This is a genomic window from Arthrobacter horti (assembly GCF_030731045.1).
In the GTDB taxonomy this organism is placed as follows: domain Bacteria; phylum Actinomycetota; class Actinomycetes; order Actinomycetales; family Micrococcaceae; genus Arthrobacter_E; species Arthrobacter_E nanjingensis.
Genome location: NZ_JAVALS010000001.1, coordinates 601633 through 626606, shown reverse-complemented (window position 1 = coordinate 626606; position 24974 = coordinate 601633). Strand labels below are relative to the sequence as shown.

Genomic DNA, 24974 nt, shown 5'->3' with positions numbered 1-24974 from the left:
TAGGCTGGTGACAGCCGCGGCGCCCGGTCCAGGGCGAGCACGCACGGAGCAAGGAGCGCAGAATCCCATGTCGGACGCCGAATTGAGCAGCCCCGCCTCCGAGAACGGCACGGGCGTCCCCGCTGAGCACACCGCCGAACTTCTCATCATCACGGGCATGTCCGGTGCGGGCCGCAGCACCGCCGCGGACGCCCTCGAGGACCATGGCTGGTACGTGGTGGACAACATCCCGCCCAAGATGCTGAACATGCTCACCGAGATCGTGTCCCACGCCGGACCGGCGATTCCGAAGCTGGCCGCCGTCGTCGACCTGCGCAGCAAGGGCCTGTCCGCCAACATTCTGGAGTCCCTGGGCAATCTGTCAGCGAGCGGTGTGAAGTACCAGGTCCTGTTCCTCGACGCCGGGGATGACGTCCTGGTGCGGCGATTCGAGCAGGGGCGCCGCCCCCACCCGCTGCAGGGCGGCGGGCGGATCCTGGACGGCATCACGGCCGAGCGCGAACTCCTGAAGGATCTCCGCGCCAAGGCGGACATCGTCCTGGACACCTCGCGCCTGAACGTCCACGGCCTGGCCAACGAGGTGGTGGAGCTCTTCACCGAGTCCGGCCCCGTGGTGCTGCGCCTGAACGTCATGAGCTTCGGCTTCAAGTACGGCTTGCCCGTGGACGCCAACTACGTGGCGGACGTTCGCTTCCTCCCCAACCCTCACTGGATCCCGGAGCTCCGGCCGCACACCGGCCAGGACGCGGACGTGCGTGACTACGTCCTCGCGGCGCCCGGAGCGGAGGAGTTCCTGGAACTGTACGTGAAGGCCCTGGAGCCCGTGCTCTCCGGATACCGCCGGGAGAACAAGCACTACGCCACCATCGCTGTGGGCTGCACGGGCGGCAAGCACCGGTCCGTGGCCATGGCCGAGCAGATCTCCCGGCGCCTGGCCCAGCTCCCCAAGGTCACCGTGACCACCAGCCACCGTGACCTGGGGCGCGAATAGTGTCGATTTTCACCGGGCAGCTGCCCCTGGTTCCGCCGAGCGGCGGATCAGGCTCGCAGCAGGACGCCGGCCCGTCCGTGGTGGCGCTGGGCGGCGGACACGGCCTCTCCGCGACGCTGGGGGCACTGCGGCTCCTCACGCCGTCGCTCACCGCCGTCGTCACCGTGGCGGACGACGGCGGATCCTCCGGTCGTCTGCGCCGGGACTTCGGCGTCCTGCCGCCTGGGGACCTGCGGATGGCGCTGGCCGCCCTGTGCGATGACACCGACTGGGGCCGGACCTGGCGCGATGTCATGCAGCACCGCTTCCGTGGGCGGCCCGGCGGCAGCGGGGCCCTGGACGAGCATGCCATGGGCAATCTGCTGATCATCACCCTGTGGGAACTCCTGGGCAATCCGGTGGACGGCCTGAAGTGGGCCGGGGCGCTGCTGGGTGCCAGGGGACAGGTGCTGCCGATGTCCACGGTCCCGCTCACCATCGAGGGGGAGGCACGCAGCATCGGCGAGGACGGCCTGGTGAGGACCCGGATGATCCGTGGCCAGGCCGAGTGCGCCGTGGCGGGAGAGCTGGAGAACGTCCGGCTTCTGCCCCAGGACGCTCCGGCGTGTGCTGAGGCGCTCAGCGCCGTGGAACTCGCGGACTGGGTGGTCCTCGGACCGGGGTCCTGGTACACCTCGGTGCTCCCGCATCTGCTGCTGCCGGAACTCCGCTCGGCCCTGGCGAACACGCCGGCCCGCCGGGTGCTGGCCATGAACCTCATGACGGAGACCAAGGAGACCCAGGGCATGAGCGCCTCAGACCACCTGAGGGTGCTGAGGGAGTACGCGCCGGAGGTCGGCTTTGACGTGGTGATCGCCGACCCCGGTTCGGTGGGGGACCGGGACGAGTTCGTCGCCGAGGCGGGCCGCCTGGGAGCGGAGGTCCATCTGGCCCGGCTGAGAAGCCGGGGTTCGGCGGCGGTGCATGACACCCTGCGGCTGGCCACCGCATATCACGAAGTTTTCAACGGGAAGTAGGAGCACGAGTGGCGCTGACCGCATCCGTCAAGGAAGAACTGTCCCGGCTGGACGTCAAGAAGGTCTCGGAGCGCAAGGCCGAGGTGTCGGCCTTGCTCCGCTTCGCCGGCGGCCTGCACATCATCTCCGGCCGGATCGTGATCGAGGCCGAGGTGGACCTCGCCGCGACCGCGCGGCGTCTCCGCGCCGCGATCGCAGAGGTGTACGGGCACCAGAGCGAGATCATCGTGGTCTCCGGAGGCGGGCTGCGGCGCGGCTCGCGGTACGTGGTTCGTGTGGTCGTGGACGGCGAATCGCTGGCCCGCCAGACAGGGCTCCTGGACTCCCGCGGCCGCCCCGTGCGTGGCCTGCCGCCCGTCGTCGTGAACGGCTCCGCCGCGGACGCAGAAGCGGTCTGGCGCGGCGCCTTCCTGGCCCATGGCTCACTGACCGAGCCCGGCCGTTCCTCCGCACTGGAGATCACCTGCCCCGGCCCGGAGGCCGCCCTGGCGCTGGTCGGCTCGGCCCGCCGTCTGGGGCTCGCCGCCAAGGCCCGCGAAGTCCGCGGCGTGGACCGCGTGGTCATCCGCGACGGCGACACGATCGCCGCGCTGCTCACTCGCATGGGCGCCCATGACGCGCTCATGGTCTGGGAGGAGCGGCGCATGCGCAAGGAGGTGCGCGCCACCGCGAACCGCCTGGCGAACTTCGACGATGCGAACCTCCGGCGCTCCGCCCAGGCGGCCGTCGCCGCCGGAGCACGCGTGGAGCGGGCCCTGCACATCCTGGGCGACGACGTGCCGGACCACCTCAAATACGCTGGGGAACTGCGGGTGGCCCACAAGAACGCGAGCCTGGACGAACTCGGCCGGCTCGCGGATCCGCCCATGACCAAGGACGCCATCGCCGGACGCATCCGGCGCCTGCTGGCCATGGCGGACAAGCGGGCCGTGGAACTCGGCGTGCCCGGTACCGAGGCGAATGTGACACCGGAGATGCTCGACGAGTAGACACGGGGCGCTTCCGTCACATGAAGTAGTGCAAGTATGGGCGTGGAATGCCTCAGGGCGGTTCGCTGTTGTGCCGGCCGGGGCCACGCCTCACGGATTTCCGGGATCACTTCCCGGATCGACAACAAGTCACAGCAAGGACTCACGTCCTGACGTTTGGAGGAATCAGTGTCTGAGTACGTACTCCCGGAACTGGGCTACGACTACGCGGCGCTCGAGCCGCACATCTCGGCCCGCATCATGGAGCTGCACCACAGCAAGCACCACGCCGCCTACGTGGCCGGCGCCAACGCCGCCCTCGCCGGCCTGGCCGCCGCCCGTGAGAACAACGACTTCGCCAACATCAACCGCCTGTCGAAGGATCTGGCGTTCCACACCGGTGGTCACATCAACCACTCCGTGTTCTGGAACAACATCTCCCCGGACGGCGGCGACAAGCCCGAAGGTGAGCTGGCTGCCGCCATCGACGACCAGTTCGGTTCCTTCGACGCGTTCCGCGCCCACTTCACCGCGGCCGCCATGGGCCTGCAGGGCTCCGGCTGGGCCATCCTGGCCTACGAGCCCATCGGTGGCAACCTGGTCATTGAGCAGCTCTTCGACCAGCAGGGCAACGTCCCCGTGGCCACCACCCCGCTGCTCATGCTGGACATGTGGGAGCACGCCTTCTACCTGGACTACGTGAACGTCAAGGCCGACTACGTCAAGGCCTTCTGGAACATCGCCAACTGGGCCGATGTCGCCAAGCGCTTCGACGCCGCCCGTCAGGGCGCCTCCGGCCTGATCACCCTCTCCTGAGTCTGGTCAACGCCGTTCCGTGAAAGGCCCCGTCCAGTTGGACGGGGCCTTTTCGTAACATAAATCACATTTTCCGGCCCTTTGTGGCGTGCACTTGCCGCTCGGGGAGCCGTAGTCCGTAAGATGGGTCACGGAAGGCCTCGGGCCTTCAGCAACGAGGCTGCGAGACCTTTCACCTGTAATTCTCTCTGCCCAACGATGTGCGGGGTCTTTCTGTCGGACCTGCTCCGACTCGATACGTGCGTCCACGGGACGCATGAAGGAGATTGCACAGTGACCACCCGTATTGGCATCAACGGCTTCGGCCGTATCGGTCGCAACTACTTCCGCGCGGCTCTCGCGCAGGGCGCGGACCTGGAGATCGTGGCCGTCAACGACCTCACCAGCCCGGAGACCCTGGCCCACCTGCTCAAGTACGACTCGGTCACTGGCCGTCTGGGCGTCTCCGTGGAGGTTCAGGATGGCGATCTGGTGGTGGACGGCAAGCGCATCAAGGTCCTGGCCGAACGCGATCCCGCGAACCTCCCCTGGGGCGAGCTGGGCGTGGACATCGTCATCGAGTCCACGGGCTTCTTCACCAAGGCCGCCGACGCCCGCAAGCACGTCGAGGCCGGTGCCAGGAAGGTCCTGATCTCCGCCCCCGCCTCCGATGAGGACATCACCATCGTGATGGGTGTGAACGACGGCCTGTACGACGACGCCGCGCACACGATCATCTCCAACGCCTCCTGCACCACGAACTGCCTCGGCCCGCTGGCCAAGGCCATCAACGACGCTTTCGGCATCGAGCGCGGTCTGATGACCACCATCCACGCCTACACGGCGGACCAGAACCTCCAGGACGGCCCGCACAAGGACCTGCGCCGCGCCCGCGCCGCAGCCATCAACATGGTCCCCACCTCCACCGGAGCGGCCAAGGCCATCGGCCTGGTCCTGCCGGAGCTCAAGGGCAAGCTGGACGGCTACGCCATCCGCGTGCCCGTCCCCACCGGCTCCGCCACGGACCTGACCGTGACGCTGGCCCGCGAGGTCACCGTGGCCGAGGTCAACGCGGCCGTCAAGGCCGCTTCGGAGTCCGGCCCGCTGGCGGGCTACCTGAGCTACACCGAGGACCCGATCGTCTCCTCCGACATCGTCACGGACCCCGCCTCGTCCATCTTCGACGCCGGGCTGACCAAGGTGATCGGCAACCAGGTCAAGGTGGTGTCCTGGTATGACAACGAGTGGGGCTACTCCAACCGTCTGGTGGACCTCACCGAGCTGGTCGCGTCCAAGCTGGGCTAAGCTCTAGCCATGACGTCTCACACCCTCAACGAGCTCCTCGCTGAAGGCGTCCGCGGGCGGCACGTACTGGTCCGGAGCGACCTGAACGTGCCGCTCGACGGCTCTTCCGTGACGGACGACGGCCGCATCCGCGCCTCCATCCCGGTCATCCAGCAGCTGGTCGACGGCGGTGCCCGGGTCCTGGTCTCCGCCCACCTCGGCCGCCCCAAGGGCGCGCCGGAGCCCAAGTACTCCCTGAAGCCGGCGGCCGACCGCCTCGCCGAGCTGGTCTCCTTCCCGGTCCGTCTCGCGGAAGACACGGTGGGCACCTCGGCGAAGGGGCTCGCGGCGGAGCTGGCCGACGGCGAAGTCCTGGTCCTGGAGAACGTGCGCTTCGACGCCCGGGAGACCAGCAAGGACGGCGCCGAGCGCCTCGCCTTCGCCCAGGAACTCGTGGCCCTGACCGGTGACAACGGCGCATATGTGGACGACGCCTTCGGCGCCGTGCACCGCAAGCACGCCAGTGTCTACGACGTCGCCACCCTGCTGCCGTCCTACCAAGGCGATCTGGTGCGCGCCGAGGTCGAGGTGCTGCAGAAGCTCACGGCCTCCCCGGAGCGCCCGTACGTGGTGGTCCTGGGCGGGTCCAAGGTGTCCGACAAGCTGGCGGTCATCGACAACCTCATCGGCAAGGCGGACACGCTGCTGGTGGGCGGCGGCATGCTGTTCACCTTCCTCGCGGCCGCCGGCCACAAGGTCGCATCCAGCCTGCTGGAAGAGGACCAGATCCCCGTCGTGCAGGACTACCTGGCGCGCGCGGAAGCCGCGGGCAGCCGCTTCGTGGTGCCCACCGACGTCGTCGTGGCGAGCCGTTTCGCGGCCGACGCGGAGCACGAGGTGGTCGCGGCCGATGCCATCGAAGAGAGCGCTTTCGGCGCCTCCGGCATCGGTCTGGACATCGGGCCGGACTCCGCCGCGGCCTTCGCCGCCCAGATCGCCGGTGCCCGCACCGTTTTCTGGAACGGCCCCATGGGCGTCTTCGAATTCGAAGCGTTCTCCGGCGGCACCCGGGCCGTGGCCCAGGCGCTCACCGAGACCGCCGCTTTCACCGTGGTGGGCGGCGGAGACTCGGCTGCCGCGGTCCGCACCCTGGGCTTCTCCGATGACCAGTTCGGTCACATCTCCACCGGCGGCGGCGCCAGCCTGGAATACCTGGAGGGCAAGGACCTTCCCGGTCTGAGCGTCCTGGACCGCTAGGTCCCGGTCCGCAGAGACCCCGGGCCGGCGGGACGCACGTCCCGCCGGCCCTTCTTCTTCACTCACCACTTCACCACAGTCATGGAGGCCACAGTGACCACCACCCCCGTGCGGACCCCGCTCATCGCCGGCAACTGGAAGATGAACATGGACCATCTCCAGGGCATCGCGCTCCTGCAGAAGCTCGCCTGGACGCTGGAGGACAAGAAGCACGACTACCGGCGTGCCGAGGTGGCCGTGTTCCCGCCGTTCACCGATCTCCGGGGGGTGCAGACCCTGGTGCAGGGTGATGAGCTGGACGTCGTCTACGGCGGCCAGGACCTCTCCCAGTACGACTCCGGCGCCTACACCGGCGACATCTCCGGGGACTTCCTGTCCAAGCTGGGCTGCCGTTACGTCCTGGTGGGACACAGCGAACGCCGCACCATCCACCAGGAAAGCGACCAAGCCCTGAACGCCAAGGTGCACGCCGCCTACCGCCACTCGCTGATTCCCGTCCTCTGTGTCGGGGAGGGCCTGGAGATCCGCCAGGCCGGAACCCATGTGGAGCACACCCTGGCCCAGCTGCGGGCCGGCGTCGCAGGGCTGAGCGCCGAACAGGCGGCCACCCTGGTGGTCGCGTACGAGCCCGTCTGGGCCATCGGCACCGGTGAGGTGGCCGGTCCCGAGGACGCCCAGGAGATGGGCGCCGCCCTCCGTGCCGAGCTCGCCTCCCTTTTCGACGGTGACGTCGCAGCTCAGACGCGCCTGCTCTACGGAGGGTCGGTCAAGGCGGCGAACGCGGCGGCGATCCTGGGTCAGCCCGACGTCGACGGCGTGCTCGTGGGTGGCGCCAGCCTGGACGCCGTCGAATTTGCTAACATTGTCAGGTTCGAGGACCACGCCGGCGTCTGAGCCGGCATCCTCCACCGCAACGCGAAAGGCCGATGTGGGCGTTCTCCAAATCATCTTGCAGATCCTCCTGGGTGTGACGAGCTTTCTCCTCACCCTGCTGATCCTGCTGCACAAGGGCCGCGGAGGCGGCCTGTCCGACATGTTCGGCGGCGGCATGACCTCGGGTCTGAACTCCTCCGGCGTGGCCGAGAGGAACCTGAACCGCTTCACCGTGATCCTGGGCGTGACCTGGGCAGTGGTGATCATCGGCCTCGGGTTGATCATGAAGTTCAGCGGCGCCGGTTCCTGAACCACGGCGCGGGACACGGCAAAGGGCCGGGAGCGAAAGCTCCCGGCCCTTTGCCGTTGGACTCAGCGCCGTCGAACTCAGCGGCCGCGTGGTTCCTTGCGGACCAGGTTCTGCGGAACCTTGGCTGCGGCGGATTCGTCGATCAGCCAGAGCGTGCGGCTGCGCCCGCGGGGCCCGGCTGCGGGGACCTGGACGGTGCCGGCACCCGCCAGAGCCAGGCCGACAGCGCCTGCCTTGTCCTCGCCCGCCACGACCATCCAGACCTCCTCGGCGGTGTTGATGGCCGGAAGGGTGAGGGAGATCCTCAGGGGCGGCGGCTTGGGGGAGCCGTGGACGCCCACCACGAGTGCCTCGCGCTCCCGGATCCCGGCCATTTCAGGGAAGAGAGACGCCACGTGGGCGTCCGGTCCCACGCCCAGGAGCAGGACGTCGAAGCGGGGGAGTGCCGGGGCCTGCTCCGGACGGCCGTCCGAGACGTCCGCGGCATGCTCCGCGGCCGCCGCTTCAGCCAGGTGCCGGGCGTAGTCGGCCGCGGCCTCTTCGACGGACCCGAATTCGTCCGTGGACCCGGGGATGTGGACCCGGGACGGGTCGAGGTCCAGGCTGTCCAGCAGGGCCTGCTGGGCCTGAACGGCGTTGCGGTCCTCGCTGTCGCGGGCGACGAATCGCTCGTCGCCCCACCAGAAGTTCACCTTGCTCCAGTCGACGGCGGGAGCCGCGGCCGACGCCGCCACGGCACGGAGCGTGCCGATGCCCACCGTGCCGCCGGTCAGGACGACGGTGGCCTCGCCGAAGCGGTCCTGGGCGTCCACGAGCTTGGTCACCAAGCGTGCGGCGATGGCCGCCATCAGGACCTGCGAATCAGGGTGGATGCTCACGCGGGGTTCACGGCTCATGTCACAGGCTCCTCTGCATTGTCCGGGGCAGGCCTTGGGTGAGGACCTCGCCGAACACTTCGTCCGGGTCCAGCCGGCGCAGTTCCTCCGCCAGGCAGTCCTGGAGACTGCGGCGCGGCAGGGAGATGCGCTGCATCGGCTGATCGGGCTGGGTCAGTTCCGCGGTGCTGAGGCCCGGGCGGTGCAGCTGCACATCGCCGGACTCCCGGCGCGCCAGCACCCGGCGAATGCCCGTTCCGGCGGGGTCTTCCACGATTTCCACGGGGACGTCGAAGGCGAGACCCAGCCAGGAGGCCAGGAGCATGGTGCTCGCGGAGTCGCTGGCACCCTCCACCTCCACCGAGGTCACGGGGGACTCGTCCACCTGGTCGAACGCGGCGGCCAGCTGGATGCGCCAATTGGTCAGGCGGGTCCAGGCCAGATCGGTGTCGCCTGCTTGATAGGTGCGCCGGATGTTCTCCAGCGCCGCAAGCGGATCCGGTTCGTTGGCGGAGTCGGTGATACGGCGGTGCGCGATCCGCCCGATGGAGGTCCCGGAGGCGTCCGCGGGGGCGCCGTGCGGCCACCATGCGACGATCGGGGCGTCCGGCAGCAGCAGGGCGGAGACCAGGGATTCGCTCTCCTGGGAGAGCCGGCCGAAGCCGCGCAGGAGGATGACCTCGGACGCTCCGGCGTCACCGCCGACGCGGATCTCCGCGTCCAGCCGGTCCGGGGCCTCGGCGCCGGCGTCGGCCAGCACGATGATGCGGCAGGGATGCTCGCGGCTGGCCTCGTTGGCGGCCTGGATGGCTTCGTCCTCGAGCCCGTTCCGGGTGATCACAACGAGGGTCAGGACGCGGCCCAGGGCGGTGACGCCACCCTGTTCCCGCATCTTGGTGATCTCCTTGGAGATCTTCGAGGTGGTGGTGTTGGGCAGTTCGATGATCATGGCCGCCTCCAGCTGCGTCCGTCGCGGGCCAGGAGCTCATCCGCGGAGGACGGGCCCCAGCTTCCCGGTGCATAGGGTTCGGGCTGTTCCGTCAGACTGGCCCAGTACTCCTCGAACGGGTCCAGGATCTTCCAGGACAGTTCCACCTCCTGGTGACGCGGGAAGAGCGGGGGCTCGCCCAGCAGCACGTCCAGGATGAGACGTTCGTACGCCTCGGGGCTGGACTCCGTGAAGGAGTGGCCGTAGCCGAAGTCCATGGAAACGTCGCGGACTTCCATCTGCGTGCCCGGGACCTTGGACCCGAAGCGGATGGTGGCGCCCTCGTCCGGCTGGACGCGGATGACCACGGCGTTCTGTCCGAAGTCCTCATCCCCGTTGTCGCGGAACAGGAGGTTGGGCGCCTTCTTGAAGACCACGGCGATCTCCGTCACCCGGCGGCCCAGGCGCTTGCCCGTGCGCAGGTAGAACGGCGCTCCGGCCCAGCGCCGCGTGTTGATGTCCAGGCGGATCGCGGCGAAGGTCTCCGTGGTGGAGTCGGCGGGGATACCGTCCTCCTCGAGGTAACCGAGGACCTCCTCGCCGCCCTGCAGGCCTCCGCTGAACTGGCCACGGGCCGAGTGCAGCGAGAGATCCTCGGGCAGCTTCACGGCCGCCAGGACCTTCTCCTTCTCGGCGCGGAGATCCTCCGCGTTGAACGAGATGGGCTCCTCCATGGCCGTCAGGGCCAGGAGCTGGAGCAGGTGGTTCTGGATGACGTCGCGGGCCGCGCCCACGCCGTCGTAGTAGCCTGCGCGGCCGCCCGTGCCGATGTCCTCGGCCATGGTGATCTGGACGTGATCCACGTAGTTGGCGTTCCAGAGCGGCTCGAAGAGCTGGTTGGCGAAGCGGAGCGCCAGGATGTTCTGGACGGTCTCCTTGCCGAGGTAGTGGTCGATCCGGAACACCGAATCCGGCGGGAAGACGGATTCGACGATGTCGTTCAAGGCCCGGGCCGACTCGAGGTCATGACCGAAGGGCTTCTCGATCACCACACGGCGCCAGGTCCCCTCAACGGCCTGGGCGAGACCGTGTTTGGACAACTGGGTGCAGACCAGTTCGAACGCCTTGGGCGGGATCGAGAGGTAGAAGGCGTGATTGCCGCGGGTGCCGCGTTCACGGTCCAGCTCGTCAATGGTGCTCTTGAGGCGTTCGAAGGAGGCGTCATCGCCGAAGTCGCCCTGGACGAAGCGGATGCCCTGGGACAGCTGGTCCCAGACACGCTGGTCGAACGGGGTGCGGCAGTGCTGCTTGACCGATTCCAGGACCTCGGCCGCGAAGTCCTCGTCCTCCCACTGCCGGCGGGCGAAACCCACCAGCGCGAAGCTGGGGGGCAGCAGACCGCGGTTGGCGAGATCGTACACCGCGGGCATGAGCTTCTTGCGTGCAAGATCGCCCGTGACACCGAAGAGGACCAGGGAGGACGGCCCGGCGATCCGGCTCAGCCGGCGGTCACGCGGATCCCGCAGAGGGTTCCGGGGACCGCCGGACTGGGCGCCAGGTTCTTGTGTTGGCATGGTGCGTGGTGAGCCTTAGCGATAGGGGGATGGGTTGGGCTAGGCGTTCAGGCCGTCGACGAGCCCCAGGAACTGGCTCACGCCGGCGGCCCGGTCGGTGAAGTGCAGGCGCAGGACCGGCAGATCGTGCTCGGCCAGCACCTGGGCGTCGCCGTCCGCCTGGGCGGTGATCAGCTGGCCGAAGGTGAAGGGGCGCTCCGGGATGGAGACGTCCGTGCCACTCGCGGCCGTGATCTGCAGGAACACGCCGACGGCAGGGCCGCCCTTGTGGAACTGCCCGGTCGAGTGCAGGAAGCGGGGTCCCCAGCCGAACGTCACAGGTCGTCCCGTGGAGGACACCAGGGGATTGCGCACCGAGGCCAGCTGCGGGTAGGCGATCCGGTCCAGATAGGCCTGGACGCTCAGATAGCCGCGCTCCCCGAGCTGGGCCAGAAGCGCCTTGAGGGCGCCCTCGGCCGTGGTGGCGCCGTTCAGCCAGGAACCGCCGCGTACCTCGATGGCGCCGTCGGTGAAGTCGGCGGGGACCGGCTCGGGACGGGCATCCAGGAGACCGCGGGCGGCGACCTTGGCCGCCTCCACATCGGGCTGGTCGAAGGGGTTGATGCCCAGCAGGCGACCGGCGACGGCGACGGCGAACTCCCAGACGACCATCTGGGAGGCGAGCCCTCCGGCGATGACCGCCGAGTCGCCGGTGGCCGCCGCGTCGTCGTCGTTCGTGGCGACGAGACGGACCACCAGCACGTCCTCCGCGCCGAGCGTCAGCTCGGGGGCGTCGGTGGGTGCGACGACGGGCAGCACGCCCTTGCCGAACTTGCCGGTGGACTCGGCGATCAGCTGCTCGGCCCAGTCGGCGAAACCGACGATGCCGGAGCCGTTGTCCACGATCACGATCTTGTCCCGCAGCGGCACGGTGCCGCCGAGCGCGGCTCCGAGGGCCAGGCCGATGTTGTCCGTGTCGTCCTCGTTGAGGATCTCCAGGGTCTCCTCGGCCTCATCCAGCAGCGCCTCGATGTCCACGCCGGCCAGGCCGGACGGGACCAGCCCGAAGGCCGTGAGGGCGGAGAAACGGCCACCGACGTTGGGGTCGGCGTTGAAGACGGCGCGGTAGCCGGCGGCACGCGCGGCCTCGTCCAGGGGCGATCCCGGGTCGGTGACGATCACGATCCGGCGCTTGGCGTCGATGCCGGCCGCGTCGAAGGCGGCCTCGAACGCGCGGCGCTGGGAATCGGTTTCCACCGTGGAACCCGACTTGGAGGAGACCACGACGACCGTCCGGTCCAGGCGGTCGGCCAGTGCGGCCGCCACCTGCTCCGGGTCGGTGCTGTCCAGCACCGTGAGCTCGACGCCGGCCGTCGCCGTGATGACCTCGGGCGCCAGGGAGGATCCGCCCATGCCGCACAGGACGACATGGTCGATGCCCTCCGCGGCGAGCTCCTCGCGCAGGCTCACGATGCCCGCGACGAGCGGACGGGAGACCGCGGGGGCCTCCACCCAGCCGAGGCGGATGGCCGACTCGGATTCGGCGTCGGGACCCCACAGCGTGGCGTCCTTGGCGATGATCCGGGTGGCGACACGGTCCTGGACCAGCTCACCGAGGTGACGGCTCGTGGCCTCGGCCGCGGCTCCGGCGGCGTCGTAGCTCAGGGTGCTCATGGGGTTCTCAGCCTTCCTTGGATGCGGAGTCGAGTGCCTTCTGCAGATCGTCGAGGAGTTCCTTCCAAGCCGCGACGAACTTCTCCAGGCCTTCGCTTTCGAGCTTGGCCACGACGTCGTTGTAGGAGACCCCGAGCGCGTCCAGGGCGTCCAGGACGGTGTTGGCCTCCTGATACGTCCCCGAGACGGTGTCGCCGGTGATGACGCCGTGGTCGGCGACGGCGTCGAGGGTCTTCTCCGGCATGGTGTTGACCACGTTGGCCGCGACCAGCTCGGTGACGTAGAGGGTGTCCGGGTAGGCCGGGTCCTTCACGCCGGTGGAGGCCCACAGCGGGCGCTGCGGGCGGGCGCCGGCCTCGGCGAGGAGGTTCCAGCGCTCGGAGGAGAAGACCTCCTCGTAGACCTGGTAGGCCAGGCGGGCGTTCGCGACGCCGGCCTTGCCCTTCAGGGCGGCGGCCTCTTCGGTTCCGATGGCGGTGAGGCGCGCATCGATCTCGGTGTCCACGCGGGAGACGAAGAAGGAGGCGACGGAGTGGATCTTGGACAGCTCGTGACCGTTGGCCTTCGCCTGCTCCAGGCCGGAGAGGAAGGCGTTGATGACGGCGCGGTACCGCTCCAGGGAGAAGATCAGGGTCACGTTGACGCTGATGCCCTCGGCCAGGGTGGCCGTGATGGCCTCCAGACCTTCCACGGTGGCGGGGATCTTGATGTGGACGTTGTCACGGCCGACCTTGGCATGCAGCACCTTGGCCTCGGCGATGGTTCCGGCAGTGTCCCAGGCCTTGCGCGGGTCGACCTCGATGGAGACGCGGCCGTCCACACCATCGGTGGTGGCGGCGAGTCCGGCGAAGACGTCGCACGCCTCAGCCACATCGGCGGTGGTGATCTCCATGACGGCCTTCTCGACATCGGCGCCGGCCTTGGCGAGCTCAGCGATCTGAGCGTCGTAGTCGTCGCTGCCGGTGATGGCGGCGTGGAAGATCGACGGGTTGGTGGTCACACCGACCACGTTCTTGGAGGCGATGAGCTCCTCGAGGCTGCCCGTGATCAGGCGCTTGCGGGAGAGGTCGTCGAGCCAGATGGACACGCCGGCATTGGACAGTTCAGCTGTGTGAATGGTCATGATCACTGAAACCTTACGTTGTGTTCTGCAGGGAGAGGGCGCGGTTCAGGCACGCGCGGCTGCGGTCTCGCCCACCGCCGCGAGGGACTCCTTCGCGGCGGCGATGACGGCCTCGGTGGTGATGCCGAACTCGCGGAACAGCGTCTTGTAGTCCGCGGAGGCGCCGAAGTGGTCGATGCCCACCGAGCGGCCGGCGTCGCCGACGATGCCACGCCAGGACAGCACGGAACCGGCTTCGACGGACACGCGGGCCTTGACGCCGGCCGGCAGCACGGACTCTCGGTAGTCCTCGTCCTGCTCGGCGAACCACTCCAGGGACGGGGCGGAGACCACGCGGGCGTTGATACCCTCGGCGGCCAGGGCCTCGCGGGCGGCGACCGCCAGCTGGACTTCGGAGCCGGTGCCGATGAGGATCACGTCCGGGGTGCCGTTCGGAGCCTCGGCCAGAACGTAGGCGCCCTTTGAGACGAGGGAGGCCGAGGCGAAGGTCTCCCCGGAGGCCTCGCCCTCACCGCGTGCGAAGACGGGCACGTTCTGACGGGTCAGCGCGATACCGGTCGGGCCGCCGTGACGGCGCAGGATCTCCAGCCAGGCGGCGCCGGTCTCGTTCGCGTCGGCCGGGCGGACCACGGTGAAGTTCGGGATGGCGCGCAGGGTGGCGAGCTGTTCGATCGGCTGATGCGTGGGACCGTCTTCGCCCAGGGCGACGGAGTCGTGGGTCCAGACGAAGATCGAGGGAACGTTCATCAGGGCCGCCAGACGGACCGCGGGACGCATGTAGTCGCTGAAGATCAGGAACGTGCCGCCGAAGGCACGGGTGGGGCCGTGCAGGGCGATGCCGTTCAGGATCGAGCCCATGGCGTGCTCGCGGATCCCGAAGTGCAGCACCCGGCCGTACGGGCTGCCGGACCAGTCGTGCGTGGACCACTCGGCCGGGATGAAGGAGGAGGCCCCGGAGATGGTGGTGTTGTTGGAGCCCGCGAGGTCCGCGGAGCCGCCCCACAGCTCCGGAAGGACCGGTGCGAGGGAATTGATGACCTTGCCGGACGCGGCGCGAGTGGCGATCTCGGTGCCCGCTTCGAAGACCGGCAGAGCGGACTCGATATCGGCGGGAAGTTCCTGGGCCTCGAGGCGGTCCAGCAACTCCTTGCGCTCCGGGTTCGCGGTGGCCCAGGCGTCGAAGCCCTGCTGCCACACGGCACGGTCCTCGGCGGCGCGGCCACCCAGCTCGCGGGTGTGGGCGATGACGGCGTCCTCGACCACGAAGGACTGCTCCGGGTCGAAACCGAGGAGCGTCTTGGTGGCCGCGACCTCGTCGGCGCCCAGGGCCGAGCCGTGCACGGACTCTGTGCCGCGCTTGTTCGGAGCCGGCCAGCCGATGATGGTCTTCAGCACGATCAGGGTCGGCTTGGACGTCTCGGCCTTACCGGCCTCGATCGCGTTCAGGAGCTCCTGGGGGTCCTCGACGTACTCGCCGGTGCGGCGCCAGTCGACCTCCAGGACCTGCCAGCCGTAGGACTCGTAACGGGCCTTGACGTCCTCGGTGAAGGAGACGTTCGTGTCGCCCTCAATGGAGATCTGGTTGGAGTCGTAGATCGCGATCAGGTTGCCGAGCTGCTGGTGGCCGGCCAGCGAGGACGCCTCGCTCGTGACGCCTTCCTGCAGATCACCGTCGCCGGCGATGACGTAGACGTGGTGGTCGAAGGGGCTGGTGCCCGCGGCCGCCTCCGGATCGAACAGGCCGCGCTCGTAGCGGGCCGCGTAGGCGAAGCCGACGGCGGAGGCCAGGCCCTGGCCCAGCGGGCCGGTGGTGATCTCCACGCCCTTCGTGTGTCCGTACTCCGGGTGGCCCGGGGTCAAGGAACCCCAGGTGCGCAGCGCCTCGAGGTCCTTCAGCTCCAGGCCGAAGCCGCCCAGGTACAGCTGCACGTACTGGGTCAGCGAGGAGTGGCCGACGGACAGGACGAAACGGTCACGGCCGATCCAGTGAGTATCCGCCGGATCGTGACGCATCACGCGCTGGTAGAGCAGGTAGGCCACCGGGGCCAGGCTCATCGCGGTGCCGGGGTGACCATTGCCGACTTTCTGCACGGCATCGGCGGCCAGCACACGAGCCGTGTCCACCGCACGCCGATCAAGGTCGGTCCAGGACAGTGGCTGTTCTTCCAGATGTGACACGTAAACCGGGCCCCTTCTCTTTGAGTCCTCGAGAGTGCGGCCACCCTGCGGGTCCTGTGCCAGGGGCACCATGTGGCGCCCGCCGGGAGAATAGTCCGCACCCTCGTTCACCGTTGAATAACCGGCTCACTCCGGATCCATTCCCGCCGTCACGGACGGAGGAGAAGGCCGGGCGAGCCGAGCTGTGATCAGCTTAGCCCGAAGACGGCTGATTCTGGGGGCATAACGATTATTAAGTGTGATTTATTGCCAAGATGAACTCGTCTGAGAGATCGCTCTCAGCTGACGCACGTCCCGCGGGTGACGTGCTTGTCCGTCACGGTAGAATGGAGGAGGGCCGGTCTGTGGACCGGGCCCCGTGCCACAGAGCGCGGGACCGCCGTCCGGTCCCTGTTCACCCATCGCGAAGCAGAAACCAGGTCAACGCAGCCGTGAGTACTTCAGAATCCGCCCTCCGCACACCGTCATTGCCGCAGGGAGGCGGTTTCAGCCGCAAGCTCAAGGCCTACGTGGCACTGACCAAGCCGCGCGTCATCGAACTCCTTCTGGTCAGCACCCTGCCCACCATGATCTTCGCGCAGCGCGGCTTCCCCTCGATCGGGCTGATGGTGGCCACCATGGTGGGCGGCGCCTTCGCAGCCGGCAGTGCCGGGGCGTTCAACTGCTACATCGACCGGGACATCGACAAGGTGATGAAGCGCACCAAGAACCGCCCGCTCGTCACCGGTGAGGTGAGCCCCCGGGAGGCGCTGATCTTCGCGACCGTCCTGGGCATGGTCTCCATCCTGATCCTGTGGTTCGGGGCCAACGGGCTGTCCGCTCTTCTGGGCCTGGGCGCCATCTTCTTCTACGTGGTGATCTACACGCTGGTCCTGAAGCGCCGCACGGCCCAGAACATCGTGTGGGGCGGTGCGGCCGGCTGTTTCCCGGTCCTGATCGCCTGGGCCGCCGTGCGGGATACCGTCGAATGGCCGGCGATCGTGCTCTTCATGGTCATCTTCCTGTGGACGCCGCCGCACTACTGGCCGCTGTCCATGAAGTACGGCGAGGACTACCGCAAGGCAGAGGTCCCCATGCTCGGCGCCATCGCCGGTGCCAAGGTCGTCTCCGTCCAGGTGGTCCTGTACGCCTGGGCCATGGTGGCCTGTTCGCTGCTCATGATCCCGGTGGGCGGAGCCGGCTGGGTGTATTCCGTGGCCGCCCTGCTGTCCGGCGCCTGGTTCCTCTGGGAGTCCCACGCGCTGTACAACCAGGCTCAGGATGAGACCGTGGACAGCAAGCGGGCCATGAAGGTCTTCCACGGCTCCATCAGCTACCTGACGGTGCTGTTCCTGGCCCTCGCGGTGGATCCGTTCGTCGGCGCGCCGCTCATGGGCGGCTTCTGACAGGAAACCCCGGCTCACGACAAAGGCCCCGCCCTCTGAATTGTTCAAACTGAACAATTCAGAGGGCGGGGCCTTCTGTCATGAGCGGACTCAGGCCTTGGGGCTCCAGCGGCCCAGATCGGCCAGATTCGTGGCGGCGGCCATGAGCAGGGCCCCGACCACCATGTGCGTGCCGACCAGCAGGCCGGGGATGCCGTTGTAGTACTGGACGAAACCGATCACGGCCTGCAGCAGGGTGAGTCCGAGCAGGGTGAGCGCGGCGGTGCGGAACGGGCCGCGGAGGCCACGGCGGAATGCCAGGATCACGGTGACCACGACGCCGGCCGTGACCAGGTAAGCGGGGACGGCGTGGAAGTGCGCCACCACGTCCCAGTCCAGGTTGTTGCGGGGTGCGTTGGCGTCGCCGGCGTGGGGGCCGGCGCCGGTCACCATGACGCCCAGCACGACGGCGAGGGCGGCGAAGAAGGCGGTGGCCGCCGTGAGCGGAGCGGCGCTGCCCGGGACGCTTTCGAGGGAGCGGTTCATGAACCGGCCGGTCCGGCCGTAGGCGCGGTTGACCAGCAGCATCGAGAAGATGACCAAAGCCATGGAGACCAGGAAGTGCAGGCCCACCACCCACGGATTCAGCTGGGTCAGCACGGTGACGCCGCCGATGACCGCCTGGGCGGGGATGCTCGCCAGGAGGCCGAGCGCGAGGAGGAAGAGGTCCCGGCGTTCACGGCGGATGCGCCACAGGGCCACGAGCATCAGCACCGCGACGAGGGCCAGGGCGAAGGTCAGGGTGCGATTGCCGAACTCGATGATGCCGTGGACGCCCATCTCCGGGGTGTTCACGAGCGAGCCGGAGGTGCAGCGGGGCCAGGTGGGGCAGCCGAGCCCGGAGGAGGTCAGGCGGACGGCGCCGCCCGTGCCGATGAGGACGATCTGGCCCACGAGGGAGGCGATGGACAGCCTCCGGACCCGGGAGTCCACCTCGGTCGGCAGTGACTGGATGAACCGGGCGGCGATGCCGCTCGTGCCGGTTCTGGCGTTCATGCGTGTACCTCAACCATCGTTGTCTGAGTTCTTCGTTGTCTTCAAGGACGTCAGTTCCATTTGAACCATTTGACGGCCAGCCCGCCGGCCACGGCCGTCCAGAGGACCAACAGGATCGCGGCCAGTGGATCGATCGCGCCGTGCAGGAGCGCCGCACGCAAGGCGTCGCCGAGTGCACCGGAGGGCAGGAAGGGGGCGACCTCTCCGAGCAGGCCCGGCAGACGGCCGGGAGGGACCACGATGCCGCCCAGGGCGCCCAGGACGATCCACAGCAGGTTCGTCAGGGCCAGGGTGGCCTCCGGGCGGACCGTGCCGGCCACCAGGAGCCCGAGCGAGGTGAAGGCCGCCGCGCCGAGCACCAGGAGCGGCACGGCGAGGAGGGTGCCGGTCCAGGACGGGGTCCAGCCGAGCAGCAGGCCGGTCACCGAGATCACTGCGGTCTGCACCGCCAGCACGGACAATACGGCGATGACCTTGCCGGAGATCAGTCCGGCACGCCCCAACGGGGTGGTGGACAGGAAACGGAGGACTCCGTAGCGGCGGTCGAAACCGGTCGAGATACCTTGGCCCGTGAACGCGGTCGAGAGGGTGCACAGGGCGAGGACGCCCGGCACGGCGATGTCGATGCGGGAGCCGTTGAGTCCGTCCAGGACGGGGGTGAACTTGAGGGCGAAGAGTGCCAGCAGGGGCATCACGATGGCCAGGACGAGTTGCTCGCCGTTGCGCAGCATCGTGATGGTTTCGTAGCGGCCCTGGGCGAGGATGCGCGCGGCCGGCGACGCAGGACTCTGCCGGGCGCCGAGGGGCGGCAGTGAAGTGCTTTGTGCCGGGGTCACTTCCGGCCTCCTTCGGTGAGTGTTCGGTCGGCGCTCTCCGCCGCGATGTCCAGGAAGACCTCTTCGAGAGTCGGGGTGGACATGGCCAGGGAGTGGGGGAGCAGCTGTGCCGCTTCCCACGCCTCGGCGATACTGCGGAGGTCAGCCGGTGAGCGGACGCCGTCGATCGCGTAGAACCCGGGGCGCCCCTCGCTCAGACTGAGCCGCTCCGGGAGGCCGAGGCTCAGCCCAGGCGCCGCCTCGAAGGTGAGGGTGCGCGCGTCGTCGCTGCCGGCCGACTGCCGGGCGAGCAGCTGCGGCACCGTACCCTCGGCGACGACGCGCCCCGCGTCGATGATGTAGACGTAGTCGGCCAGCCGCTCGGCGTCGTCCATCAGATGCGTGGTGAGAATGATGCCCATGCCGGAGTCCCTGAGGTCCTCGATCAGCCGGAACACGAGCTGCCGGGACTGCGGGTCCATGCCGGCGCTGGGCTCGTCCAGGAACAGGACCTCGGGCCGGCCGAGCAGCGCGGCGGCGAGGGCGAGGCGCTGCTTCTGGCCGCCGGAGAGCCGGCGCACATTGGTGCGGGCGAACTCGGCGATCTGGAGGCGCTGGACCAGATCGTCCACCGGCCACGGGTCCTGATACATGCGGGCGATGTGGCGCAGCAGGGGAAGTGGATGGGCCGACGGCGGCAGGCCGCCGTCCTGGAGCATCACGCCGACGCGGGCCCTCAGTGATGGCCCGGCCAGGTCGGGATCCTCGCCGAGCAGTTCGATGCGGCCCTCGGTGCGCCGCTGGAGACCCTGGGCGCATTCCAGGGTGGTGGTCTTACCGGCGCCGTTGACACCGAGGAGGGCGGTGACCTCGCCGGCGTGGGCCGTCATGGACAGGCCGGCGACGACGCGCATCATGCGGCCGTCAAGGGCGGTGACAGGTCCGACATCCTTGACGAGGGAGTCGAGCAGGAGGACGGGGGGAGCAGCGGAACGCACCTTAGCATTCTACGGGAGGTAGAAGGTGTGCTCAGGGAGCTCCCAGCTTCGCTGCCGTGGGCCGTGGCGGCCGGGCGGACGGCGGCTGACGCGGAATGTGACCATGCTCTCTGGTCACATTCACCAGGTCAGCCTAGCCTTAGTGGAAGGCGGGAACTTATTTGATGATGATTGTGTTGTGTATTCCATGGACACTCCCACGAGCAGGCGCCCCGAAAGCCTGACCGCGGGCCCCGGCACGGGCACCGCGGGTGTGACCGTGCGCGCCGCACGGAACGGTTCCTCCGGGTCTCTGGTCGAGGCCGAGGAGAGGACCCGCGACAAGGTGCGTGCCGCCGTCCTGGAACACGGCCCCATCAGCGCCGCCGAACTCGGCAGGCTCCTCGGCTACACGCCGGCGGCCGTGCGCAGGCACCTGGACCAGCTTGAGCGCAACGGCGTCATCGAAGTCAAGCGCATGGCGAAGCCGGGTGCCGGGGCGGGACGCCCTGCGCGCCGTTACGTCATCAGCTCACAGGGTCAGCAGCACTGGGGCGACGACTACCTGGACATCGCCCGGACAGCCCTGCACGACCTCGCGGAACTCGGCGGTGAGGAGGCCGTGGCGGCCTTCGCCGAGCGCCGTTTCGCGGGCATGGAGGAGCGCTACGCGCCGCTGATCTCCGCGGCCGGGCCCACGGTGGAGGAGAAGGCCACCGCCCTCGTGGAGGCGCTCAATCAGGATGGCTTCGTGGCCAACGCCAATGTGCTGCGGATCCACCCCGTGAGCAAGAAACCACTCCCTCCGCAGCTGGCGGCCGTCCAGCTGTGCCAGGGGCATTGCCCCATTCAGAACCTGGCCGCCGAGTTCCCGGTCTTCTGTGACAAGGAGACCGAAGTGTTCGAGCGGCTTCTGGGTGTGGACGTCCGCCGGCTTTCCACGCTGGCGAACGGCGGACATGTCTGCACCACTCACATTCCTACCGGACGCAACCACCAGCAAGAAAGGCCGTGATGACGGACCAACTAGCAGAGAAGCCAGTGGCTGAGGGTACGGTGATCTCCGAGATTCTGGAAAAGAACCCGGAGCTGCACGGTATCGGCAACTACGAATACGGCTGGGCCGACAAGGACGACGCCGGTGCCAACGCGCGCCGCGGCCTGAACGAGGACGTCGTCCGGGACATCTCCGGCAAGAAGAGCGAGCCCGAGTGGATGCTCGACCTGCGCCTGAAGGGCCTGAAGTACTTCGACCGGAAGCCGATGCCCGCCTGGGGCGCCGACCTCTCCGGCATCGACTTCGACAACATCAAGTACTTCGTGCGCTCCACCGAGAAGCAGGCGGGCTCCTGGGAGGACCTCCCCGAGGACATCCGCAACACCTACGAGCGCCTGGGCATCCCGGAGGCTGAGCGCAGCCGCCTGGTGGCCGGCGTGGCCGCCCAGTACGAGTCCGAGGTGGTGTACCACCAGATCCGTGAGGACCTGGAGAAGCAGGGTGTCATCTTCCTCGACACCGACACCGCGCTGAAGGAGCACCCGGAGTTCTTCAAGGAGTACTTCGGCACCGTGATCCCGGTGGGCGACAACAAGTTCGCCTCTCTGAACACGGCCGTGTGGTCCGGCGGCTCCTTCGTGTACGTCCCCAAGGGCGTCCACGTGGAGATCCCGCTGCAGGCCTACTTCCGTATCAACACGGAGAACATGGGCCAGTTCGAGCGCACGCTCATCATCGCCGATGAGGACTCCTACGTGCACTACATCGAGGGCTGCACCGCCCCGATCTACACCTCGGACTCCCTGCACTCGGCCGTCGTCGAGATCGTGGTGAAGAAGGGCGCCCGCGTCCGCTACACCACCATCCAGAACTGGTCCAACAACGTGTACAACCTGGTCACCAAGCGCGCCATCTGTGAAGAGGGCGCCACCATGGAGTGGATCGACGGCAACATCGGTTCCAAGGTCACCATGAAGTACCCGGCCGTGTACCTGGTGGGCGAGCACGCCAAGGGCGAGACCCTGTCCATCGCCTTCGCCGGCGAGGGCCAGCACCAGGACACCGGCTCAAAGATGGTGCACATCGCTCCGAACACCAAGAGCTCCATCATCTCCAAGTCCGTGGCCCGCAACGGCGGCCGTGCCGCTTACCGCGGCCTGGTCCAGGTCCGTGAAGGCGCCAAGCACTCGGCCAACACTGTGCGCTGTGACGCCCTTCTGGTGGACACCATCTCGCGCTCGGACACCTACCCGTACATCGACATCCGCGAGGACGATGTGCAGCTGGGCCACGAGGCCACCGTGTCCCGTGTCTCCGAGGAGCAGCTCTTCTACCTCATGTCCCGCGGCCTGCCCGAGGACGAGGCCATGGCCATGATCGTGCGTGGCTTCATCGAGCCGATCGCCCGCGAGCTCCCCATGGAGTACGCGCTCGAGCTCAACCGCCTCATCGAACTCCAGATGGAAGGATCCGTCGGTTAATGACTGCCGAAGCAACTGAGAAGGCCCGCATCGGCGCCCCGTCGATCGCCGGCTTCACGGAGGAGGGCGAGCAGCTCGTCTCCAGCAAGGTCGACCACAAGCACAATGACGGCACCACCGTCATGGCCAGCCGCGCCGAGCGTCTGACCAGCCAGAACGTGGCCGACTTCAAGCTCCCGGACGGCCGCGAGGAGGAGTGGCGCTTCACCCCCGTGCGTGAGCTGGTGCCGCTCCTGACGGACGGCGCCAACGACGACGACGCGCTGCGCACCGTCGTCGAGGCCCCGGAGGGCTTCCAGGCGGCTCCGCTGGCGATCGGCCAGGCGCCCCGCGCCACCACGCTGGTCCCTGCCGACCGTGCCGCCGCCGTCGCGTCCGCCAATGCGCCCGAGGCGCTGCACGTCGTCGTGCCCGCCGGCGCCCAGCCGGAGGAGCCCGTCCGTGTGGTGCTCAGCGGCCAGGGCGCGGGCAAGCGCTCCAACAGCCACATCGTGCTGGAAGCCGGCGCCGGTTCCAAGTCCGTGGTGATCATCGAGCACGAGGGCTCCGCCAACCACAACGGCAACGTGGAGATCTTCGTCGGTGAGGCCGCCGAGCTCACGGTCGTCTCCGTGCAGCTCTGGGAGGATGACGCCATCCACCTGGCCCAGCACGACGCCCTCGTGGCCAAGGAAGGCGTGTACAAGCACATCGCCGTGACGCTGGGCGGCAAGATCGTCCGTCTGAACTCGAACGTGCGCTTCTCCGGCGAGCAGGCCGAGGCCGAGCTCCTGGGACTGTACTTCGCCGACGCCGGTCAGCACCTGGAGCACCGCTCCTTCGTGGACCACAACGTGCCGAACTGCACCTCCAACGTGCTGTACAAGGGCGCCTTGCAGGGCGCCGGTGCACACACCGTGTGGGTGGGTGACTGCCTCATCCAGAAGCAGGCCGTGGGCACCGACTCCTACGAGAAGAACCAGAACCTGGTCCTGACCGACGGCTGCCGCGCGGACTCCGTGCCGAACCTGGAGATCGAGACCGGCCTGATCGCCGGTGCGGGTCACGCCTCCTCCACCGGCCGCTTCGACGACGAGCACCTGTTCTACCTCATGGCACGCGGCATCCCTGAGGACGTCGCCCGCCGCCTGGTGGTGCGTGGCTTCCTGAACGAGATCGTCCAGAAGATCAAGGTCCCCGCCCTCGAGGAGCGCCTCACCGAGGCCATCGAGAGCGAACTGACCGCGGGCGAGAACTAGGGGGAACGCAGTGCCGGAAACGCCGCAGGGGACCCTGGTGTGCAAGAGCACCGAGATCTCACCCAAGCAGGCCCTCAGGATCCTCATCGACGGCTACCCCGTGGCCGTGGTGAAGGACTCGATGGGGGAGATCCACGCCATCGGCGACACCTGCTCGCATGCCGACGTCTCCCTCTCCGAAGGTGACGTGGAAGGCTGCGCGATCGAATGCTGGGGTCACGGATCCCAGTTCGACCTGCGGTCCGGTGCGCCTCTCCAGCTGCCCGCCTATGATCCCGTCCCCGTCTTCGCCGTTCAGATCCAGGGCGAGGACGTGTACGTCGACACCAGCAACGTTGTGAACGGCGCCCGGGTCCTCTAGCGACCGGCCGCGCAGTCAAGCTTTTACGGAACAAGAAAGAACAGCATGTCTACTCTTGAAATCAAGGACCTGCACGTCAGCATCGAGACGGAGCAGGGCGAGAAGGAAATCCTCAAGGGCGTCTCCCTGGTCATCAAGACCGGCGAGACCCACGCCATCATGGGCCCCAACGGCTCCGGCAAGTCCACCCTGGCCTCCACCATCGCGGGTCACCCCCGCTACACGGTGACCAGCGGCTCCATCACCCTGGACGGCGAAGACGTCCTGGAGATGAGCGTGGACGAGCGCGCCCGCGCCGGTCTCTTCCTGGCCATGCAGTACCCGGTGGAGGTCCCCGGTGTCACCATGACCAACTTCCTCCGCACCGCCAAGACCGCCATCGACGGCGAGGCCCCGGCCCTGCGCACCTGGACCAAGGACGTCAAGGCCGCCATGGACCAGCTCCGCATCGATGCCGACTTCGCTCAGCGCAACGTCAACGAGGGCTTCTCGGGAGGCGAGAAGAAGCGCGTGGAGATCCTCCAGCTTGAGCTCTTCAAGCCGAAGTTCGCCGTCCTGGACGAGACCGACTCCGGCCTGGACGTCGATGCCCTCAAGGTCGTCTCCGAGGGCGTGAACCGTGCTCACGCCACCGGCAACATGGGCACCCTGCTCATCACCCACTACACCCGCATCCTGCGCTACATCAAGCCGGAGTTCGTTCACGTGTTCGTGGACGGCAAGGTCGTGGAGCAGGGCGGTCCGGAGCTGGCCGACCGCCTCGAGGACGAGGGCTACGACCGCTACGTGGCCGGTGCCGGTTCCGCCGCCGAGCCGGCCGCCGTCTGAGTATCACCGCCCAACCCGGAAACGGAGAGAAG

At 68.3% G+C, this 24974-nt stretch carries 23 protein-coding genes; 14 read left to right on the top strand and 9 right to left on the bottom strand.

The annotated features are described in order from the left end of the window. The first annotated feature begins 67 nt into the window (after positions 1 to 67). The 8 genes from rapZ (at position 68) to secG (ending at position 7494) form a co-directional block, all read left to right on the top strand. The gene (rapZ, locus tag Q9R02_RS02960) at positions 68 to 991 is read left to right on the top strand and encodes an RNase adapter RapZ (RefSeq protein WP_305995135.1); all 924 of its coding nucleotides are present in this window, start codon (positions 68 to 70) and stop codon (positions 989 to 991) included. Further along, positions 991 to 2007: a gluconeogenesis factor YvcK family protein gene (locus Q9R02_RS02955; RefSeq protein ID WP_305995134.1), complete on the top strand. Its 1017-nt coding sequence runs from the start codon at positions 991 to 993 to the stop codon at positions 2005 to 2007. The genes rapZ and Q9R02_RS02955 overlap by 1 nt, the downstream gene beginning before the upstream one ends. Positions 2008 to 2015: 8 nt before the next feature. Further along, positions 2016 to 2996, top strand: coding sequence for a DNA-binding protein WhiA (whiA, locus tag Q9R02_RS02950; RefSeq protein WP_305995133.1), 981 nt, complete (start codon positions 2016 to 2018; stop codon positions 2994 to 2996). A gap of 168 nt (positions 2997 to 3164) precedes the next feature. After that, entirely contained in the window at positions 3165 to 3791 is a 627-nt protein-coding gene (locus tag Q9R02_RS02945) for a superoxide dismutase (RefSeq protein ID WP_305995132.1), read from the top strand. 273 nt (positions 3792 to 4064) lie between these two features. Next, positions 4065 to 5075 carry a type I glyceraldehyde-3-phosphate dehydrogenase gene (gap, locus tag Q9R02_RS02940; protein ID WP_305995131.1) on the top strand — a complete coding sequence of 337 codons (1011 nt, stop codon included), beginning with the start codon at positions 4065 to 4067 and terminating at the stop codon, positions 5073 to 5075. A gap of 9 nt (positions 5076 to 5084) precedes the next feature. Beyond that, positions 5085 to 6311, top strand: a complete 1227-nt coding sequence (locus tag Q9R02_RS02935; RefSeq protein WP_305995130.1) for a phosphoglycerate kinase — start codon at positions 5085 to 5087, stop codon at positions 6309 to 6311. Between the two features lie 81 nt (positions 6312 to 6392). After that, on the top strand, positions 6393 to 7205 hold the full coding sequence (gene tpiA / locus Q9R02_RS02930; RefSeq protein WP_425279200.1) for a triose-phosphate isomerase: 813 nt from the start codon (positions 6393 to 6395) through the stop codon (positions 7203 to 7205). A 34-nt stretch (positions 7206 to 7239) separates the two neighbouring features. Further along, positions 7240 to 7494, top strand: a complete 255-nt coding sequence (gene secG / locus Q9R02_RS02925; RefSeq protein ID WP_305995128.1) for a preprotein translocase subunit SecG — start codon at positions 7240 to 7242, stop codon at positions 7492 to 7494. A 77-nt stretch (positions 7495 to 7571) separates the two neighbouring features. On the opposite strand, the gene pgl is transcribed toward secG, so the two are convergent. From pgl to tkt, 6 genes are read right to left on the bottom strand one after another with little or no spacing between them, the layout of a single operon-like run. Then, positions 7572 to 8390 carry a 6-phosphogluconolactonase gene (gene pgl / locus Q9R02_RS02920; protein ID WP_305995127.1) on the bottom strand — a complete coding sequence of 273 codons (819 nt, stop codon included), beginning with the start codon at positions 8388 to 8390 and terminating at the stop codon, positions 7572 to 7574. A 1-nt stretch (position 8391) separates the two neighbouring features. Further along, the gene (locus tag Q9R02_RS02915; protein ID WP_305995126.1) at positions 8392 to 9318 is read right to left on the bottom strand and encodes a glucose-6-phosphate dehydrogenase assembly protein OpcA; all 927 of its coding nucleotides are present in this window, start codon (positions 9316 to 9318) and stop codon (positions 8392 to 8394) included. Beyond that, positions 9315 to 10871 (bottom strand): glucose-6-phosphate dehydrogenase, encoded by a 1557-nt coding sequence (gene zwf, locus Q9R02_RS02910; protein ID WP_305995125.1) that lies wholly within the window; start codon positions 10869 to 10871, stop codon positions 9315 to 9317. The genes Q9R02_RS02915 and zwf overlap by 4 nt, the downstream gene beginning before the upstream one ends. A gap of 39 nt (positions 10872 to 10910) precedes the next feature. Then, complete coding sequence (locus Q9R02_RS02905) at positions 10911 to 12524, bottom strand: phosphoglucose isomerase-related protein (RefSeq protein WP_305995124.1); 1614 nt, start codon at positions 12522 to 12524, stop codon at positions 10911 to 10913. Between the two features lie 7 nt (positions 12525 to 12531). Continuing rightward, positions 12532 to 13647, bottom strand: a complete 1116-nt coding sequence (tal, locus tag Q9R02_RS02900; protein WP_305995123.1) for a transaldolase — start codon at positions 13645 to 13647, stop codon at positions 12532 to 12534. Between the two features lie 45 nt (positions 13648 to 13692). Continuing rightward, positions 13693 to 15825, bottom strand: coding sequence for a transketolase (gene tkt / locus Q9R02_RS02895; protein ID WP_425279199.1), 2133 nt, complete (start codon positions 15823 to 15825; stop codon positions 13693 to 13695). A gap of 431 nt (positions 15826 to 16256) precedes the next feature. Between tkt and Q9R02_RS02890 the strand changes: the two genes are divergently transcribed. Next, positions 16257 to 17210, top strand: coding sequence for a heme o synthase (locus Q9R02_RS02890; RefSeq protein ID WP_305995122.1), 954 nt, complete (start codon positions 16257 to 16259; stop codon positions 17208 to 17210). A gap of 90 nt (positions 17211 to 17300) precedes the next feature. Here the strand turns inward: Q9R02_RS02890 and Q9R02_RS02885 are convergent, their stop codons facing one another. Genes Q9R02_RS02885 through Q9R02_RS02875 form a run of 3 tightly spaced genes read right to left on the bottom strand, consistent with a single transcriptional unit; the run spans position 17301 to position 20058 of the window. Beyond that, positions 17301 to 18245: a COX15/CtaA family protein gene (locus Q9R02_RS02885; protein WP_305995121.1), complete on the bottom strand. Its 945-nt coding sequence runs from the start codon at positions 18243 to 18245 to the stop codon at positions 17301 to 17303. Positions 18246 to 18295: 50 nt separating this feature from the next. Then, positions 18296 to 19081 carry an ABC transporter permease gene (locus tag Q9R02_RS02880; protein ID WP_305995120.1) on the bottom strand — a complete coding sequence of 262 codons (786 nt, stop codon included), beginning with the start codon at positions 19079 to 19081 and terminating at the stop codon, positions 18296 to 18298. Beyond that, entirely contained in the window at positions 19078 to 20058 is a 981-nt protein-coding gene (locus tag Q9R02_RS02875; protein ID WP_305995119.1) for an ABC transporter ATP-binding protein, read from the bottom strand. Before Q9R02_RS02875 ends, Q9R02_RS02880 begins: the two co-directional genes overlap by 4 nt. 178 nt (positions 20059 to 20236) lie before the next feature. On the opposite strand from Q9R02_RS02875, the gene Q9R02_RS02870 reads away from it, so the two are divergent. The 5 genes from Q9R02_RS02870 to sufC are packed head-to-tail and all read left to right on the top strand — an operon-like array spanning position 20237 to position 24942. After that, positions 20237 to 21052, top strand: a complete 816-nt coding sequence (locus Q9R02_RS02870; protein WP_425279198.1) for a helix-turn-helix transcriptional regulator — start codon at positions 20237 to 20239, stop codon at positions 21050 to 21052. Further along, positions 21052 to 22515, top strand: a complete 1464-nt coding sequence (gene sufB / locus Q9R02_RS02865) for a Fe-S cluster assembly protein SufB (protein WP_305995117.1) — start codon at positions 21052 to 21054, stop codon at positions 22513 to 22515. Before Q9R02_RS02870 ends, sufB begins: the two co-directional genes overlap by 1 nt. Continuing rightward, on the top strand, positions 22515 to 23753 hold the full coding sequence (gene sufD, locus Q9R02_RS02860) for a Fe-S cluster assembly protein SufD (protein WP_305995116.1): 1239 nt from the start codon (positions 22515 to 22517) through the stop codon (positions 23751 to 23753). Before sufB ends, sufD begins: the two co-directional genes overlap by 1 nt. A gap of 10 nt (positions 23754 to 23763) precedes the next feature. Next, on the top strand, positions 23764 to 24114 hold the full coding sequence (locus Q9R02_RS02855) for a non-heme iron oxygenase ferredoxin subunit (RefSeq protein WP_305995115.1): 351 nt from the start codon (positions 23764 to 23766) through the stop codon (positions 24112 to 24114). Positions 24115 to 24159: 45 nt separating this feature from the next. Continuing rightward, positions 24160 to 24942: a Fe-S cluster assembly ATPase SufC gene (gene sufC, locus Q9R02_RS02850; RefSeq protein WP_305995114.1), complete on the top strand. Its 783-nt coding sequence runs from the start codon at positions 24160 to 24162 to the stop codon at positions 24940 to 24942. The last annotated feature ends 32 nt before the right edge of the window (positions 24943 to 24974 follow it).

Coding starts and splice junctions, on each gene's coding strand:
- rapZ (WP_305995135.1), top strand. CDS start 68: ATGTCGGACGCCGAATTGAGCAGCCCCGCCTCCGAGAACGGCACGGGC.
- Q9R02_RS02935 (WP_305995130.1), top strand. CDS start 5,085: ATGACGTCTCACACCCTCAACGAGCTCCTCGCTGAAGGCGTCCGCGGG.
- tpiA (WP_425279200.1), top strand. CDS start 6,393: ATGGAGGCCACAGTGACCACCACCCCCGTGCGGACCCCGCTCATCGCC.
- pgl (WP_305995127.1), bottom strand. CDS start 8,390: ATGAGCCGTGAACCCCGCGTGAGCATCCACCCTGATTCGCAGGTCCTG.
- Q9R02_RS02915 (WP_305995126.1), bottom strand. CDS start 9,318: ATGATCATCGAACTGCCCAACACCACCACCTCGAAGATCTCCAAGGAG.
- zwf (WP_305995125.1), bottom strand. CDS start 10,871: ATGCCAACACAAGAACCTGGCGCCCAGTCCGGCGGTCCCCGGAACCCT.
- Q9R02_RS02905 (WP_305995124.1), bottom strand. CDS start 12,524: ATGAGCACCCTGAGCTACGACGCCGCCGGAGCCGCGGCCGAGGCCACG.
- tal (WP_305995123.1), bottom strand. CDS start 13,647: ATGACCATTCACACAGCTGAACTGTCCAATGCCGGCGTGTCCATCTGG.
- Q9R02_RS02885 (WP_305995121.1), bottom strand. CDS start 18,245: ATGAACGCCAGAACCGGCACGAGCGGCATCGCCGCCCGGTTCATCCAG.
- sufB (WP_305995117.1), top strand. CDS start 21,052: ATGACGGACCAACTAGCAGAGAAGCCAGTGGCTGAGGGTACGGTGATC.
- sufD (WP_305995116.1), top strand. CDS start 22,515: ATGACTGCCGAAGCAACTGAGAAGGCCCGCATCGGCGCCCCGTCGATC.
- sufC (WP_305995114.1), top strand. CDS start 24,160: ATGTCTACTCTTGAAATCAAGGACCTGCACGTCAGCATCGAGACGGAG.